This is a genomic window from Delftia sp. BGA-UO-ETr-SB1 (assembly GCF_059567865.1).
On record NZ_JCAQOW010000005.1, the window covers coordinates 1,141,018 to 1,155,302 of the forward strand.

The window sequence follows — 14,285 nt, forward strand, 5'->3', positions numbered from 1 at the left end:
TTCAAAGCTCCTCAATGTCAATGGTTGCTTCTGCGTTGTGCACGTTGTCGGGCGTGTACTCCAAGCGTCTGTAGACGCCAAACAGCAACACGCTCTCGTAGTAGGGACTGTTGGGCTGCGTTGCCAGGCCCACCCAAAGCGCCGGAATGGCGTTGAGGTGGTCACGTACGCGTCGTACCCTGTCGACGTTGTTTGCCGGCACCTGAAACGCACCGGAATAGCCTGGAACCGTACGGCGCTGGATCAGCGATACGCCCGGCCGCAGCGAGCCGTCAAACTCGCGCTCGATGCGGCTGAAGTTCGAGCCTGTGATGTTCGGGCGCCAATGCAGGTCACCCAGATATTCGGCCCGGCCCACAACGACGTAGCCCACGCTGGCTGTGCCCGATGCGGGCGAGATTTCGATCTCGATCTCGCTGCCCGATAGCGGTGGCAGGGACACGAAAGCCACGGCGCCGCGCTGGAGGAATGGGGCGGTGAACCAGTCGTACCAGCCATGCACCTCGCGACGCAGAAGATTCTCGACGCGAGGCCCGTGCACGACGGCACCGGCCTGGCGCACGGTCACGGTTGCACGTCGGCCGACAACACCGTACAGACCCAGCGTGTCCACACGCTTGCCCACACGCAGTTTGATGCGCAGCGGCTGGCCGTCCTTCTGAGTGGTCGCGGTGCTCTCTGTGTATACGAAAGCCGCGAACTTGTTGCAGGCACGAACGTCCTGCCAGACCTCGGGGGCGCTCTCGGGTGGTGGCGCGCCAGAACTGTCGGTACCCGCCGTGACTCGCTTGTATACGCGCCGTGTTTCTGCGCGGTGGCACAGCTCATCCTTGGCCCAAGCCTGCTGTGCGGCCCAAAGGCGGCTCGGGTCCAGGGCAGCCACACTCGACGACAGGATCTGGGCATCGCCGATGGCATACGGTTCAATTACACGAAAGCTCATTGCATCCTCACAGCGAATTCAAATTGACCACGGGCAGCGCCCTCCAAGGCTTCCCGCGAACGCTGTCCATCGCCAGCAATGCGCACCAGAAGCTCGCGAAACAGGCGGTTCTCCTGCAGCAGTTGGGAGAACAGTGCGTCCAGGCGAGAGATGTCCACGCCTGAAGCCTGGCCACCCAGCATGGAGCGGGTTTGATCGGCGCTCCAATAGCGCGCCGGCCCGGTCATCTCCAACTCGGGGCCGCGCTCACCGACCAGCCGAATCCCGCCCCAGTGCTGTCCCCCGTCTGCATAGGCGGGGATGCGGTTGCTGTTGAACCAGTTGACCCAGTCCCTCTCGTACAAACCGGATAGATCGGCAAGGTCCTTGGGCGACAGGTTGTTGTCCTTGATCCACTTGTTCAGACCTTCGGCATCCCCTGTCCCATCGAACGCGTGGTATCCGTCGTGATACTTGTCCAGCTCCCGTATGCGCCCCTGGTCCGTGATGCCCTCGTACCAGGTGTTGCCGGATCCGTCCGGCCGGGGCTGCACATACTTCGGCGGATCCTTGGGAGCCGTGTCCGGAGTTCCGCCAGGCCCAAATACAGCTCCGCCCTGGTCTTTTCCCGAACCAGTCCCCGTACCTGGCTTCCCGCCGGGAAACAGCAGCGACTCGAGCTTGGTGATCGCCCCCACGACGCTCAGCGTGGCGTCTATGTTTTTCGTCGTTCCGTCGATCTGCCTGCGCCAGTAATCCAGAGCCTTGTCGTTTTGCGCGATCTGGCGCTCTATCCCCTCGGCCGTGCGTTGGACGTCGGTGAGCTGCTTGCCGCCCTGGTCTTCAATGCCCGCCAGCTTGTTGGCCAGCGCCAACTGGGCACGTTCGTAGTCCTGCACCGAAGCAAACGAAGACTCGGTGAGGCTGCCCCGCGCGACCGAGATGGCTTCCGCCAGGGCAGCGCTGTCCGCCGGCAGGCTTGTTCCCGAACGCAGGGCAGCAAGAGTGCCGTCGATCGTGGCCATGGCCTGGCGAGTCTGGACTGCGGCTGTGACCTGCACATTGCCGCGCAGCTCTCGCACGGCACTCCCAGCAGCCTCCACAACAGTGGTGAGCGAGTCCTGGATTTGGCGCACACCCTCTAGGCGCTGCTGCAGGCCCTCACGCTCGCGTTCTACAGCCGCCTGGAGATTGCCATAGGCGGCATCAACAGCAGTCCTGCGTGCGTCCTCTTCTTTTCTTTTCGCGTCCTCAGCCGCCTTCGCCTTCGCATCGGCCTCCTTGGCCGTGGCCGCTGCGGCCTCCTCGGAGGTTTTGGTAACGGCCTTGAACGTGTCGTTGAGCTTGAGCAGTTCGGCAACGGTCTCGGCCGAGGACTTGCCGGTACCGCCAAGGGTGCCGACCAGCTTGTCCACGCCGGCAGTGAAGTCGGCCAGCGACGCGCTGGTGTTTGCCAGATTTTCAAGGTCGGCCGCGAGTTTTCCGATATCGCCCGAACCTTCTCCCAGGGTGGTGCTGGCCCAGTCCTTGAAGGCGCCAGTCTTGGCCATGTCCTTGAGGCCTTGCGTGCCCTGGACCTTCGAGATGGCGTCCTTCAATACCTTGGCATTCGCCTCCTCGGAGTTGGCTGCCTTGAGCTTGTCCTCCACCAGCTTGCGGAACCGGGCCTGGGCGTCGTCGGCATCCAGGTCGATGTCCACGCCCAAGTCCTTGAGCTTGCTGCCCATCTCGCGCTTGGCGATGGTCTTGCGCTCGTCCTCGCTGTAGAAATTCTGGTAGAAGCTGCCGGCGTTGGCGTTCAGCGCCTCGATGCCGCCCGAGGCCTTGATCAGGGACTCGAAGGCCAGGTCGGTCAGGTCGGCAAAGCCCGTGATCTTCTTGCCCAGTTCCTCGAAGGAGCGGCCGATCAGGTCGATGGTCTGGAAGGCTGCCTGCAGAGCCTCGACATTGGGTGCTTCGCCCAGCGAGTCCAGCGTGGTGCGCATCCAGCTGGGCAGGTCCGCCTTCTTGAGTTCGGACACCAGCAGGGAACCGGTCTGGCCCAGGAAGGCCTTGTAGGCCTCTTCCGGGTTGTTGCCCAGCGAGCGGTTCTCGAAGCCGGCCAGGATCATGCCGGTCGTCTTGTCGATGATCTTGGCGTAGCCGTAGGCGTCCTCGTCGGTGTACTTTCCGTTGGCGGCAAAGCCGCCCACCAAGTCGATGTCGCGCACTCCGCCCGTGGCGTACTTGCCCAGGGATCCGTAGACCAGGGCCAGTCCGTCCAGACTGGTCTTGAGCTGCTTTTCGATGCCATCGCTGTGGCGGCGTGTCAGATCGTCGTACCAGTCGCCTGCCGCGCGGCCAAACAGCTGCTCGGCCGCCTTGTCATTGCCAATGCCGGCCGTGCTGTAGGCCGCGCCGCCATGGTTGGCGCCGCGGGAGCCGAAGGCCTTGTCGAGCGCTCCACCGAGGAAGCTGCCGATCATCGAGCCGATGCCCGGAAGAATCCAGGTTCCCACCGCCTGACCCACAGCGGCTCCGTACTGTCCTTGGGACAGGCTGTACAGGCTTCCCAGGTAACCGGCAGCAGAGCCAATCCCGCCCTGGAAACCGGGAATGTCTTTCAGCCAGGTGTCGAACCGGCCCACGGTCTTGCCCAGGTCCTGCAGTGCTTCACCAGCCATGTTCCAGCCATTGGACATGAGCTTGAGTGCGGATTCATTCAGGTACTTCTGCGCCGAGGTGCCCCAGGTGGACCAGTCCGTCAATCCACCGCCCAGGCCCGTGCCCTGCGCATCACCAGCGCCCGCTGTTCCCGGAGCACCGCCTTGACCGAGGAAGTTGCCGACGAACCCCCTGAGCTGAGCGAAGACAGGCACGAGAAACGGCCGCGCAAACGCCTTGTACATCTCATCGGCCACAGAGGCCTTGAACGTCGCACTCAGGCTCTTGGTGAAGGTACGCCAGCCTTCGGTGCCGTTGGCCAGCATGTCCGTGAAGCCCTTGCGGAACATCTCGTCCATCTGGTCGACCGATTTCTGGGTCTCCTGCATGCGGACACGTTCGGCAACATTGGCCTTGGCCTGGTTGGCTGCGGCCGTGGCGTCGTCCTTGAGTTTCTGGGCGCCAGCCGCATCATCCGGATTCTTGGCCGAGATGTCTTCGAGCTTTTTCTTGAGCTCGATCGCGACCTGGTACTGCTCCAGCGCGATCTTGCGGTCGCGTTCCGACATGGCTGCCAGAGACTGCTCGAACTGCACCGCCTCACTGGCCGCCTTCACGCTTTTGGTGTACTCGTCCACCTTGCTGGCAGACTCGTTGTAGCCCTTGACCCGGGCGAGTTCGCGCGTGGCCTCGGCCTCTTTGCCAACGGCCTCGGCGACCTCCCTGGAGCAGCGGACACTCTCTTGCCCGGCCGCGTTGTCTTCCATCTCCGCGATGGTCTTCTCGACCTGCTCCTGGCGCAGTTGTCCCAACGCCTCACCGGTCAGGCCAATCGCGCGCGTTTCCTGCCGGGCGAGGTCCAGGTTCTTTTCAGCCAGTTCGGCCTTGGCCTGGTGTTCCTTGACGAGTTGCGCCACCTCCTGCTGCCTTTTCTGCAGTTCCTGATCGCGCTTGAGCTCCTCATTGTCCTGCTGCGTTCTGGCTGGCACGGCCGGTGGCGCGTAGCTGACGGTGCGGGGTACCGCAGGCGGCTCTTTCTTCTGCGCAGGCGCGTCGGTTTTCTTGCTTTGCTCCTGCGGCTGTGGCTGTCCCACCAGCGGCGGATTGATGAACCCGCGGCCGCCGCCTGCATTGCGCTGACCCTGTGCCGCCATCAATTCGCGCTGCACCTGCTGCAGTTTTTCGACCAGGCGCTGGGCATCGTCATGGGCCGTGCGCACCCACACATTGCGCGATGTCGCTGCCCCCTTGGCCTGCAGCATCTCCAGTTCAGCCCTGGCGCGCGGAAGCTCCTTGGCCAGATAGGCTGCCTTTTCCGCATTCGACTGGAAGGCCGTGCTGACATATTGCAAGCCCACCGCGCGCCCGGCGATGTTTCCCAGCCCGCTGCTGATCTGGCCCAGGAAGCCCGACCCGTTGTCACGCGCGCGCGACATGGACTCCGAAAAGGCGTTCATGTCGTTGGCCGCTGCATTCATGCCAAAGGAGATCATCTGGCTGATGCCGGAATCTCCCACGGCGGACTTGAGCTTGTCCCAGGCGTTGGCCATGCGTTGGGTGCCGGCATCCAGTCTGTCCGCCGCCTTGTCCGTCCCCTCTCCCAGGGAGCTTTGCAGCGCCTGCGAGAAACGGGGCAGAAAGTCCTGCGTCACGACCTCGCCGGTCTGCAGCATCTGGGAGAACCGCTCCTGTGTCACACCCAGGGCCTGAGCGCCGACCAGCGCCGCCTCCGGGATATGTCCCAGTTTCTCGCTGAAGTCCGACGCGCCTATCGTCCCCTTGCCCATCAGGTCGAGTACGGCTGCCAACGAGGTATTGCCCTGCTCCACGGAAAGGCCCATGGCCGCGTTGGCCGAGGCAATCCCCGTGAAGATGGTCTGCACCTGCGCGCCTTCCAGCGCCGTACCACGCGCCTTGGTGGCGAAGTCGGCGTAGGCCTGGCCGGTGGCATTGAGCTGCAGGCCCAGCCGATCGGCCAGGGTCGTGACATAGGCCAGTTCCTGCGCGCCCTTGCCGCCGGTGGCAAGGTCCAGCCGCGTACGCAGATTCTCTGTCTGGGCACTGGCCGTGTAGAGGGCCTCTCCCACCTTGGCCGCCGAACCCGCCACCTCCAGCAGGGCATTGGCGCGGCCTGCAATCTTGCCCATGGAAATAGACAGGCTCTCGACATCGACGCTGGCACGCGCCGATACAAGTCCCGTATCCGTTGAGGCACCTGCGAACTGCGACATGCCGGCATACGCCTGCTGCAGCTTGCCGTGGAGTTTGTCGAGCTCCTGGGAGAACTGGGCATTCTGCGCACGCAGCTCGCTCAGGCTGGGCGTCTCGGCGATGCCTATGCTTTTGACCGCTGTACTCATGCTGATCTCTGTTCGGTATGCTTGACTGCTTGTGTTTGTCTTGAAAGGCCGGAGCTGAGGCCCCTATGCCTCAGCCCGGTTGAGCTGGCGCAGCGCCTGCGCCTCCAGTACCTGCAACTGCGCGAACACCTCGCCGCGCTGCGCGGCGGGCACCGCGTAGCGGCGCATCACGATCTCGACCCCGGCGTAGTCCAGCCCGTCCCAGTGCCACTGGCCCCAGGGCGTGGCCGTCCTGCGCCACTGGGTGGAGCAGCCGAGGTACACGCTCCAGGCCATCGCATGCTCGGGCCACAGTTCGTAGTCCTCGGGGTGCTGGCGTTGCAGATCGCCGGGCACCATCCGGTCGGGGTCGATCCCCATCTGCGCGCACTGGGCGCGCAGCTCGTCGTCTACGAGATAGCGGTCTGCGCTGTCGAGGCCGAGGTGATGCCGGACAGCGCCACGGAGTTTTTTGTGGCGGCATCCCGCTGGTGCACGTTGAGTCCGTCGAACCAGGCCACGGCCATGGCCTGCTCCAGTCCCGGATAGGCCTCCTCGGCCGCCAGGCGTTCGTCGCGGCTGTAGGGCACGGGTGTTCCTTCGTCGCCCAGCATCCCCTCCCAGCCCACAACCACTTCGTCGAGCAGTTCAGGGATGGTCATGCGCCGTACCTCCTGCGAGCCATCGGGCTGCGTGGCGGGCTTGCCGACGACGATGAGTTCATTGATCTCGTCACGCCGCGCCTTGCCCAGGCGCTTGAACACGACGGCAAAGTGATGGGCTCCGAACCTGCCCTCATCGACGGGCAGGTACAGCGTTGCGGGAACGGAGATGGTGGGCTTGAGCCCGGAAATCTTGACGGCCATGGTGATCCTTGGATGTGTAGTTGTCAGGCAGGGAGGTGAGGCGTCAGATCTCGATGGACCATTCGTCGTTGCCCGCGTCGGAGGGAATGAACGACAGGGGGATGGTGATCATCTGCACGCCATCGCTGTCGCTGTAGGTCGGCTTGCCGATCTGGGCGCGCGCGCTCTTAAAACTGACGGTGTTGGTGGCGCCGGGGCCGTGCTTGAGCGTGACGGGCACGATGGCGCTGGCACGCGCCAGGCCGATCCAGTCCTTGGTGGCCACGCTGGTGTTCTCGAAGGTGACGCTGCCCGTGGACTTGCGGTCCGTGATTTCCACTGTGTCCACATTCATCAGGTCGCGCTTGACCACCTGGTTGCCGCACTTGAAGCTGAAGGCGCTGCAGGCCACCGCCAAGCCGTCGAGGGTCAGTTGGGTGTTGGTCTTGTTGACGCCCAGGGGAGCGACGAAGTCGCTGTAGTCCACTGCCGGCAGGGCCTCATCCACGGCGGGGACAAAGGAGCCCGTGAACTCGAACTTCCACTTGGGAATGGCCTTGGCATCGGTGCTGAACTCCACCTCGCCGCGTGCGCCATGCATCTTGTAGAGGGTGCCGTCCACGTTGCCGTAGATGGTCACGCTCTGGATGCCGTCGGTCACGGGAGAGAAGACTGTCTTCACGCCAGTCTCGGTGCTGGCGCTGGCGGCGCACGCACGCAACAGGTCGGTCACGCCGGGACGCTCGCCCGCTGCGGCCACACCCGCGAATTCCACGGAGAACGCCACCTTCTGGTATTCGGTGACCAGGGTGCTGCCGCTGGAGCCGAAGAAGGGACGGATGTTGTTGCGCTCGACCACGTCGCCCTCGATGGGGGTGAGGGTCACGTCGCTGACCAGCATGGCATTGGCCGCCAGCGGTACGACGGCCGTGCCGACAACGGTTTCAACCAGGGCCAGGAGGGCCATCTTGCGCATGATCTTTGCTGCCATTTGGAAAATCCTTTGAAGAGATGAAGAGATGTTTCGCGGCCTTGGGCGCCGTTCTCCAGCGCCGCGGGCCACAGTGGTTGCGGGAAAGGTGCGAGGTGTCCGGTCTAGGCCCGGTTTGGTGGTGTGCAGGTCACAGGTAGCTCCAGGTTCTGAGTTGCAGGACAACGGAGTGGCAACGCACTCCCGCGAAATCCACAGGCTCGGCTCGCACGAGTTGCACGCCATCGGTGCTGTCGTCGCTGCCTGCCAGGGGACCGGGCTGGCACGCGCCGCCCAGGGTCGGATCGGCTCGCACCAGGGCGCGGAACTGCTCGACCAGGTCGTCCAGCAGCAGTTCGCTGGCCTGGGCGTCGGCGATGGCCAGGTAACCATGCAGCGTCCACTGGTGCACGCTTACCGTGCGGGCCGTGCTGCTGCCGTGCTCGGCCGTGCTGCTTCTGCGCAGCCACCAGCCGCGGACATGGGCCGTGCCTGCTGCAAGCGGCGTATACGTGAACAGGGCGGCCAGCTCGGCATCGCTGGCGGCATGGCGTTCGCGGTCCTGGACAACGCCGATCTGCGGCACCGAGGCCAATATGGCCACGATGGCGTTGCGATGCTGGGCCAGTGCATTCATGAGCGCAGCACCGGAAAGGCCGCCGCCACACTCGCCGCAGCCTCGGCCACGATGGGCCGCAGATGAGCGGCAAAGAGCAGGAACAGTTGTGCGATGGCGTACATGGGTCACTCCGTTGGGGGACGCAGAAAAAGATGCGTCGTTGCGATGGAGTGACTGTGCCGAGGCAGGCAAAAATGAATAAGGCCTGCATATGCAGGCCCGGTTTCAGCGTCCACAGGCGCGCGCCTTCTCAGGCGCAGCGGACCTGGATGCCAGCCACATGTGCCTTGGCCCGGCACATCCCAACGGCCAGGCAAGCGCAAACGTCCTGCCGCTCGGGCAGGCACGGACGCACGAAAGAGGAGGACAGGAAAGGCTGGGAGAAGACGGAAACGCCCAGGCTCGCCTCAGGCCTGCGGCAAAGTCTCTGGAGCGGTACCGGGCGGCACGGCCCTGGGGCTAGAGTTCTCCGCCGTGCCAGAGGACCCGGCCGCAGATGCGCAGCCGGTTGGCCGCTTCGCCTTCCAGAACCTGGGGCGGATAGGCAGGGTTGTAGCTGACGATGCGCACACCGCCCGTGCTGAAGTCGCGCTCCAGCAGCTTGACGTAGTTCTCACCCTCCAGCTCGATCACATAGACGCCATCCTGGGTCAGCGTATCGACCGAGGTGTTGACCAGCAGGATGTCGCCATCGTTGATGCGGTCCGCCATGGATCTTCCACGGGCACGCACGATCTTGGCGTTGTGCCTGCCCAGTCCCTTGGACTGCAGCCAGGACGAACGGAAGGCGAAGCGGCCTATCACCTCGTCGGGGCCGTTGACGGCCCCATGCCCTGCGCTGACGTGCGCATCGAGCATCTCGATCTGCGTGAACTCGTCTTCGGCCGTCCCACCATGTCGAGCGACAGGCTTCGCCGCGCCCGTGCCGTTGAAATACTCCAGCGGCCGGCCCGCTCGCTGCGAGGCCCGCAGCAGTTGCCGTGCGGGCACTTCCCCGCGCTTGCGCCAGGTCCGCACCGTTTCAGGCTGCACCTCCATGCCCGCCATCCAGTCGGGTCCCAAGGCTTCAGCCATGCGCGCCAGTACCTCATCAACGTTGGATGTAAGCGCATCAGTCACAGGTTTTGCAGGCATGGCGAATCTTGACAGTGGTTCGTTATGGACCAAGAATATGGTTCAAATTGAACCGTTTCCTTTTGAACCAAGAGCGTACAGCCAAAATGCATTCCGAACACCATCCGGCACCTGTCTTCCAGGGCTTTCGGCCTGCTGCCCTGCCCCCCACCATCGGCATGCACACGCCCGTGGCAGCTGCCTTGGACCCGCACCATGGCCCTTGCAGCGATCTGCTTCCGCCGCTGCTGCAGGACTTCGAGCGCCTGATCGGGCTGCAGCCCACGATGGCCCTGGTGCAGCGCTGGGGTGGACTGCGCATCTACGTTCCCACGCCGGACAAGGTCACAGCCGAGCATCCCTATGCGGCCACCATCGGCGTGCCAGCCTTGCTCCAGCTCGCCCGTGAGTATGGAGGCCTGCCCCACTTCCAGCTGCCCAGGGCAGCGCGTGCACTGCAGGCACTGCGCAACCAGCGCATCGCCGCAGACTACGCCACGGACAAGACGGCCCGGCAACTGGCTGCCGAGCATGGGATTACGGAAGGCCAGGTGGGGCGCATCGTTGCGGCGCTGGGCGTGACAGCACCGGCCAGGCGGCGGCGCAATCTCGTGGGCTGAGCACAGCCACCGCGACGAAGCAAGGCCCTGGTCGCAAAAAAAGCCACCGGCACAAGCGGGTGGCTTTGCTGCAATGCGGACCCTGGGGTCCGCTAGGCCATGTTCAGACCATCAAGGCCAGGCTGGCTTCCAGATGCTCGGTCGGCAGGCGGCGGAAACCCGAGCGCGCGTAGCGCTGCAGGCGGCCCAGCGCGAACGATGTCAGCACGCTGGCGGCCACCTGTGCATCGACCGTCGGGGCGGAGGAGCCCAGCGCACCGGCGGCGGGGCGCAGGCACTGGCGCAGCGTGGATTCGATGCGGTCGAAGAACTGGTTCATGCGGGCCTGCAGGCGCTCGTGCTCGAAGACGATGGCATCGCCCACCATGACGCGCACCATGCCGGGGTTGCGCTCGCCAAACTGCAGCACCAGAGAGATCACGCGGCTGGCCTGGCGCATGCCATCCACTGCGGGCCGCTCTTCCTCCGGCACATCCCGCCCGACGATCTGCTGCACCAGCGTGAAGACGGATTGCTCGATGAACTCGATCAGTCCTTCGAACATCTGGGCCTTGCTGGCGAAGTGGCGGTACAGGGCTGCCTCGCTGACGCCCAGATGGGCTGCCAGCGCTGCCGTGGTGATGCGTTCTGCGCCCGGCTTCTCCAGCATGGCCGCAAGCGCCTGCAGGATCTGCTCGCGCCGCTCCCCGGGTTTGGGGCGTTTGCGCGCAGGCGTAGGGGCGGAAGCGGAGGCGGCTTCGTCGGAAACGACATCAGCGCCAGGAGCGGATAAAGGCGACAGAACTTCAGACTCGGACATAAGCAGATCAACTATTTGTAAGTAATTCTCTCACAGCCCTCGGCGGCAACTCCGCACAAAGCTGTCCCCATGAGCGCAACCGTCAGGATCGCTTGCCTGTTGCTTGCGCTGCTATTGTTTCCGAGAGCATGGCCGGCATTTGCAATGGAAGCTCCAAGCGTACCAGCAGGCCCTTGCCCTGCGCTGTGGCGCCAAAGGCCAGAGTGCCCTGGTGCAGCAGGGCGATTTCTTCGGCAATGGCCAATCCCAGCCCGGTGCCGTCGCCGGCCGCGCCCTGCGCGCGGTAAAAGCGCTGCGTGATCTGCGAGCGCTCGGCCTCGGGCACGCCGGGGCCGTCGTCCTCGATCTCCAGGAAGGCCCAGCCTTGCGGCTCATCCGCAGACTGTGCCGCGCCATGGTACATGCCGCAGCGCAGCGTGACGCTGCCGCCGGGCGGCGTGTACTTGATGGCGTTGTCCACGAGGTTGGACACCAGTTCGCGCAGCAGCCAGCTGTGGCCCCAGACACTGGCCGGAGCAACGTCAAGGCCGAAGTCCAGCCCCTTGGCGCTGGCCTGGTCGAAGAACATTTCCAGCATGCTTTCGCACAGGTCCTTGAGGTCCACCTTCTGCAGCGGCTGGACTTCGGCATTGCGGGCATCGGCACGTGACAGCGCCAGCAACTGGCGTGCCAGCTGCGAGGTGCGCCGCGTGGCATCGCGCAACTGCTCGATCTGCGTCACGCTGAGCACCACCTGGGCCTCGGTGCCCTTGCGCCGCGCCTCGGCCTGGGCAGCCTGCGCGCTCAGCGCCCAGGCCTCGACCTGGGCCTGCAAGGCCGCCAGCGGCGTGCGCAATTGATGGGCCGCATCGGCCACAAAGCGCCGCTGGCCTTCGGCCTGTGCGTTGACCAGTGCAAACAGGCGATTGAGCGAGCGCACCAGCGGACGGACTTCGGCCGGCGAGCTGTGCTCCGAGATGGGACTGAGGTCGCGCGGCGAGCGCCGCTCCACTGCCTGGGTCAGGGTCAGAAGCGGCCGGAAAGCCCGGCTGACCGACCAGTAGATGGCAATGCCGGCACCCGCGATCAGCAGCACGCTGGGCAGCAGCACATGCAGCAGCAACTGGCGCACCCATTGCTGGCGCACATCGCCGCCATCGGCCAGCACCAGCACCATTTCACCGGCGCCATAGGTTTCGGCGCGCATGACGGCCACGCGATAGGTCAGGCCGTCATGCTCCTGGCTGTGGAATTCGGCCAGCGGCGTGGAAGGCACGTCGAAGCGGATCCAGGTGTCGCCGGCAACGACATGGCCCTGCAGGTCACCTATGGCATATCCGACGTCGTCGCCGCGCTGGCGCAAGACGTCCTCGATGGCGGGCGTCAGCGCCACCAGGGGCGGCGTTCCCTCGGCGATCGACGGCGCCAGCACCGAATCAGCCAGCGCAGGCAGCAGGCGCAAAAGGCGCTGGTCATGCTGGGTGGAGGCTTCGTCTGCCGAGCGATAGCCGAACCAGCCGCCCATCAGCGCCAGCAGCGTCAGCGGCACCACCAGCAATACCAGCAGGCGAAGGCGCAGATTGGCTGTCATGGGCGGTCAGCGCCTGGGGCCATGCGCCATGTCCGCATCAGGCGGCGGTATGCGAGAGTTCCAGCCGATAGCCGAAGCCCCGGATGGAACGAAGCGCCACGCCATGCGGCTCCAGCTTGCTGCGCAGGCGAGAGACATAGACCTCGACCGCATTGGGCGTGATCTCGCGGTCCCAGCCCGTGAGCGCCTGCAGCAGCTTGTCCTTGCTGGCGGGCTTGGGCGCGTGGATCAGCAGGTACTCCAGCACGGTCCACTCGCGCGGGCCCAGGTCGATGGGCAGCAGCTTTCCCTCGCTCTCATCGTCTTGCGCAGGCTGGCGCGCGCCGGCGCGGCGGCCTGCCGTGTCCAGCTCGATGGGACCGAAGCTCAGGACGGCCGATGTGGCTGCCTGCGAGCGGCGCAGCAGCGCGCGCAGCCGGGCCAGCAGCTCGGGAAGCTCGAAGGGCTTGACCATGTAGTCGTCGGCGCCCTGATCCAGGCCCTGCACGCGGTCCTGCAGCGCATCGCGCGCCGTCAGGATCAGCACGGGCATGGCCGAGCTCTCCACCGCGCTGCTGCGCAGGCGGCGTGTGAGTTCAAGCCCGTCGATGCCCGGCAGGCCGATGTCGATCACGGCCAGGTCGAAGGCTTCCTGGGCCAGCACCTCCAGGGCGCGCTCGGCACTGCCGACCCAATCCACGGCATACCCCGCATCGGACAGCCCCAGCTTGATGCCGCTGGCCACCATCACATCGTCTTCCACAAGAAGCAAACGCATATCAAACCTAAAAAACAAAAGCCGCCCAAAGGCGGCTTGCAGCAAACCGGCCCAGGCCGTCAGACCACGCCCGGGCCATGCGCGATGGTAACGCGAACCGCAAAGTCCGCGCCATCGGGCCTCAATGGCTGCGGATCATGGTGCCGTAGGCCTGGTCGGTCAGGATTTCCAGCAGCATGGCATGCGGCACGCGGCCGTCGATGATGTGCACGGCATTGACGCCGGCCTTGGCGGCATCCAGGGCGCCGCTGATCTTGGGCAGCATGCCGCCCGAGATGGTGCCGTCGGCGAACAGGGCGTCGATCTCGCGTGCCGTGAGGTCGGTCAGCAGGCTGCCGGCCTTGTCCAGCACGCCGGGGGTGTTGGTCAGCAGCACGAGCTTTTCGGCCTGCAGCACCGTGGCCAGCTTGCTGGCGACCACGTCTGCGTTGATGTTGTAGCTCTCGTTTTCCTCGCCAAAGCCGATGGGGCTGATCACGGGGATGAAGGCGTCATCCTGCAGCGCGCGCACCACGCTGGGGTCGATGGAGACGATGTCGCCCACCTGGCCCACGTCGTACTCGATGTTCGGATCCTTGTTGTCGACCATCTTGAGCTTGCGTGCGCGGATCAGGCCACCATCGCGCCCTGTCAGGCCCACGGCCTTGCCACCGGCCTGGTGGATCAGGCCCACGATGTCCTGCTGCACCTCGCCGGCCAGCACCCATTCCACGACTTCCATGGTTTCCGCGTCGGTCACGCGCATGCCCTGGATGAACTCGCCCTTCTTGCCCAGGCGGTTGAGGGCCGTCTCGATTTGCGGCCCGCCGCCATGCACCACCACCGGATTCATGCCCACCAACTTCAGCAGCACCACGTCTTCCGCGAAGTCGGCCTGCAGGGCCGGATCGGTCATGGCGTTGCCGCCATACTTGATGACCATGGTCTTGCCATGGAACTTGCGGATATAGGGCAGGGCCTGGGCGAGGATTTCGGCCTTGTCGCGGGGGGCAATCGAGAGGATATCGTTCATGGTGCTAGCCCGGGGGCGTGGAAGTAGTCAACAACAAGGCGGGCATTGTGCCGCAACTGCGCGGCAGTGTTGCATG

At 64.9% G+C, this 14,285-nt stretch carries 12 protein-coding genes; 1 reads left to right on the forward strand and 11 read right to left on the reverse strand.

What is annotated here, in order from left to right:
* Window position 1 precedes the first annotated feature (1 nt).
* The 7 genes from AC57B5_RS15330 to AC57B5_RS15360 all read right to left on the reverse strand — a co-directional run bounded on the left by AC57B5_RS15330 (window position 2) and on the right by AC57B5_RS15360 (window position 9,412).
* Window positions 2-943, reverse strand: coding sequence for a hypothetical protein (locus AC57B5_RS15330; RefSeq protein ID WP_492385802.1), 942 nt, complete (start codon window positions 941-943; stop codon window positions 2-4).
* Window positions 940-5,925, reverse strand: a complete 4,986-nt coding sequence (locus tag AC57B5_RS15335) for a tape measure protein (RefSeq protein ID WP_496399851.1) — start codon at window positions 5,923-5,925, stop codon at window positions 940-942. Before AC57B5_RS15335 ends, AC57B5_RS15330 begins: the two co-directional genes overlap by 4 nt.
* A 63-nt stretch (window positions 5,926-5,988) precedes the next feature.
* A complete protein-coding gene (locus tag AC57B5_RS15340; RefSeq protein ID WP_496399852.1) occupies window positions 5,989-6,264 on the reverse strand; it encodes a DUF1799 domain-containing protein in 276 nt (91 codons plus the stop codon).
* 50 nt (window positions 6,265-6,314) lie between these two features.
* Entirely contained in the window at window positions 6,315-6,770 is a 456-nt protein-coding gene (locus tag AC57B5_RS15345; RefSeq protein ID WP_012203259.1) for a hypothetical protein, read from the reverse strand.
* 43 nt (window positions 6,771-6,813) lie between these two features.
* Window positions 6,814-7,740, reverse strand: coding sequence for a phage tail tube protein (locus AC57B5_RS15350; protein WP_012203258.1), 927 nt, complete (start codon window positions 7,738-7,740; stop codon window positions 6,814-6,816).
* A gap of 130 nt (window positions 7,741-7,870) precedes the next feature.
* Entirely contained in the window at window positions 7,871-8,356 is a 486-nt protein-coding gene (locus AC57B5_RS15355; RefSeq protein WP_486640584.1) for a hypothetical protein, read from the reverse strand.
* A gap of 441 nt (window positions 8,357-8,797) precedes the next feature.
* Entirely contained in the window at window positions 8,798-9,412 is a 615-nt protein-coding gene (locus AC57B5_RS15360) for a S24 family peptidase (RefSeq protein ID WP_496399853.1), read from the reverse strand.
* 146 nt (window positions 9,413-9,558) lie between these two features.
* Between AC57B5_RS15360 and AC57B5_RS15365 the strand changes: the two genes are divergently transcribed.
* Window positions 9,559-10,071 (forward strand): Mor transcription activator family protein, encoded by a 513-nt coding sequence (locus AC57B5_RS15365; protein WP_496399854.1) that lies wholly within the window; start codon window positions 9,559-9,561, stop codon window positions 10,069-10,071.
* Between the two features lie 103 nt (window positions 10,072-10,174).
* Here AC57B5_RS15365 and slmA read toward each other — a convergent pair whose 3' ends face one another.
* The 4 genes from slmA to argB form a co-directional block, all read right to left on the reverse strand.
* On the reverse strand, window positions 10,175-10,870 hold the full coding sequence (slmA, locus tag AC57B5_RS15370; protein ID WP_012203254.1) for a nucleoid occlusion factor SlmA: 696 nt from the start codon (window positions 10,868-10,870) through the stop codon (window positions 10,175-10,177).
* An 82-nt stretch (window positions 10,871-10,952) separates the two neighbouring features.
* A complete protein-coding gene (locus tag AC57B5_RS15375) occupies window positions 10,953-12,440 on the reverse strand; it encodes a sensor histidine kinase (protein WP_496399855.1) in 1,488 nt (495 codons plus the stop codon).
* A gap of 37 nt (window positions 12,441-12,477) precedes the next feature.
* Window positions 12,478-13,197 carry a response regulator transcription factor gene (locus AC57B5_RS15380; RefSeq protein ID WP_012203252.1) on the reverse strand — a complete coding sequence of 240 codons (720 nt, stop codon included), beginning with the start codon at window positions 13,195-13,197 and terminating at the stop codon, window positions 12,478-12,480.
* Between the two features lie 121 nt (window positions 13,198-13,318).
* Window positions 13,319-14,209, reverse strand: coding sequence for an acetylglutamate kinase (gene argB / locus AC57B5_RS15385; RefSeq protein ID WP_012203251.1), 891 nt, complete (start codon window positions 14,207-14,209; stop codon window positions 13,319-13,321).
* Between the last annotated feature and the right edge of the window lie 76 nt (window positions 14,210-14,285).

Excerpts from the sequence above, each read along its gene's own strand:
- AC57B5_RS15330 (WP_492385802.1), bottom strand. The coding sequence starts at position 943 with ATGAGCTTTCGTGTAATTGAACCGTATGCCATCGGCGATGCCCAGATC.
- AC57B5_RS15335 (WP_496399851.1), bottom strand. The coding sequence starts at position 5,925 with ATGAGTACAGCGGTCAAAAGCATAGGCATCGCCGAGACGCCCAGCCTG.
- AC57B5_RS15340 (WP_496399852.1), bottom strand. The coding sequence starts at position 6,264 with ATGGTGCCCGGCGATCTGCAACGCCAGCACCCCGAGGACTACGAACTG.
- AC57B5_RS15345 (WP_012203259.1), bottom strand. The coding sequence starts at position 6,770 with ATGGCCGTCAAGATTTCCGGGCTCAAGCCCACCATCTCCGTTCCCGCA.
- AC57B5_RS15350 (WP_012203258.1), bottom strand. The coding sequence starts at position 7,740 with ATGGCAGCAAAGATCATGCGCAAGATGGCCCTCCTGGCCCTGGTTGAA.
- AC57B5_RS15355 (WP_486640584.1), bottom strand. The coding sequence starts at position 8,356 with ATGAATGCACTGGCCCAGCATCGCAACGCCATCGTGGCCATATTGGCC.
- AC57B5_RS15360 (WP_496399853.1), bottom strand. The coding sequence starts at position 9,412 with ATGGCTGAAGCCTTGGGACCCGACTGGATGGCGGGCATGGAGGTGCAG.
- AC57B5_RS15365 (WP_496399854.1), top strand. The coding sequence starts at position 9,559 with ATGCATTCCGAACACCATCCGGCACCTGTCTTCCAGGGCTTTCGGCCT.
- slmA (WP_012203254.1), bottom strand. The coding sequence starts at position 10,870 with ATGTCCGAGTCTGAAGTTCTGTCGCCTTTATCCGCTCCTGGCGCTGAT.
- AC57B5_RS15375 (WP_496399855.1), bottom strand. The coding sequence starts at position 12,440 with ATGACAGCCAATCTGCGCCTTCGCCTGCTGGTATTGCTGGTGGTGCCG.
- AC57B5_RS15380 (WP_012203252.1), bottom strand. The coding sequence starts at position 13,197 with ATGCGTTTGCTTCTTGTGGAAGACGATGTGATGGTGGCCAGCGGCATC.
- argB (WP_012203251.1), bottom strand. The coding sequence starts at position 14,209 with ATGAACGATATCCTCTCGATTGCCCCCCGCGACAAGGCCGAAATCCTC.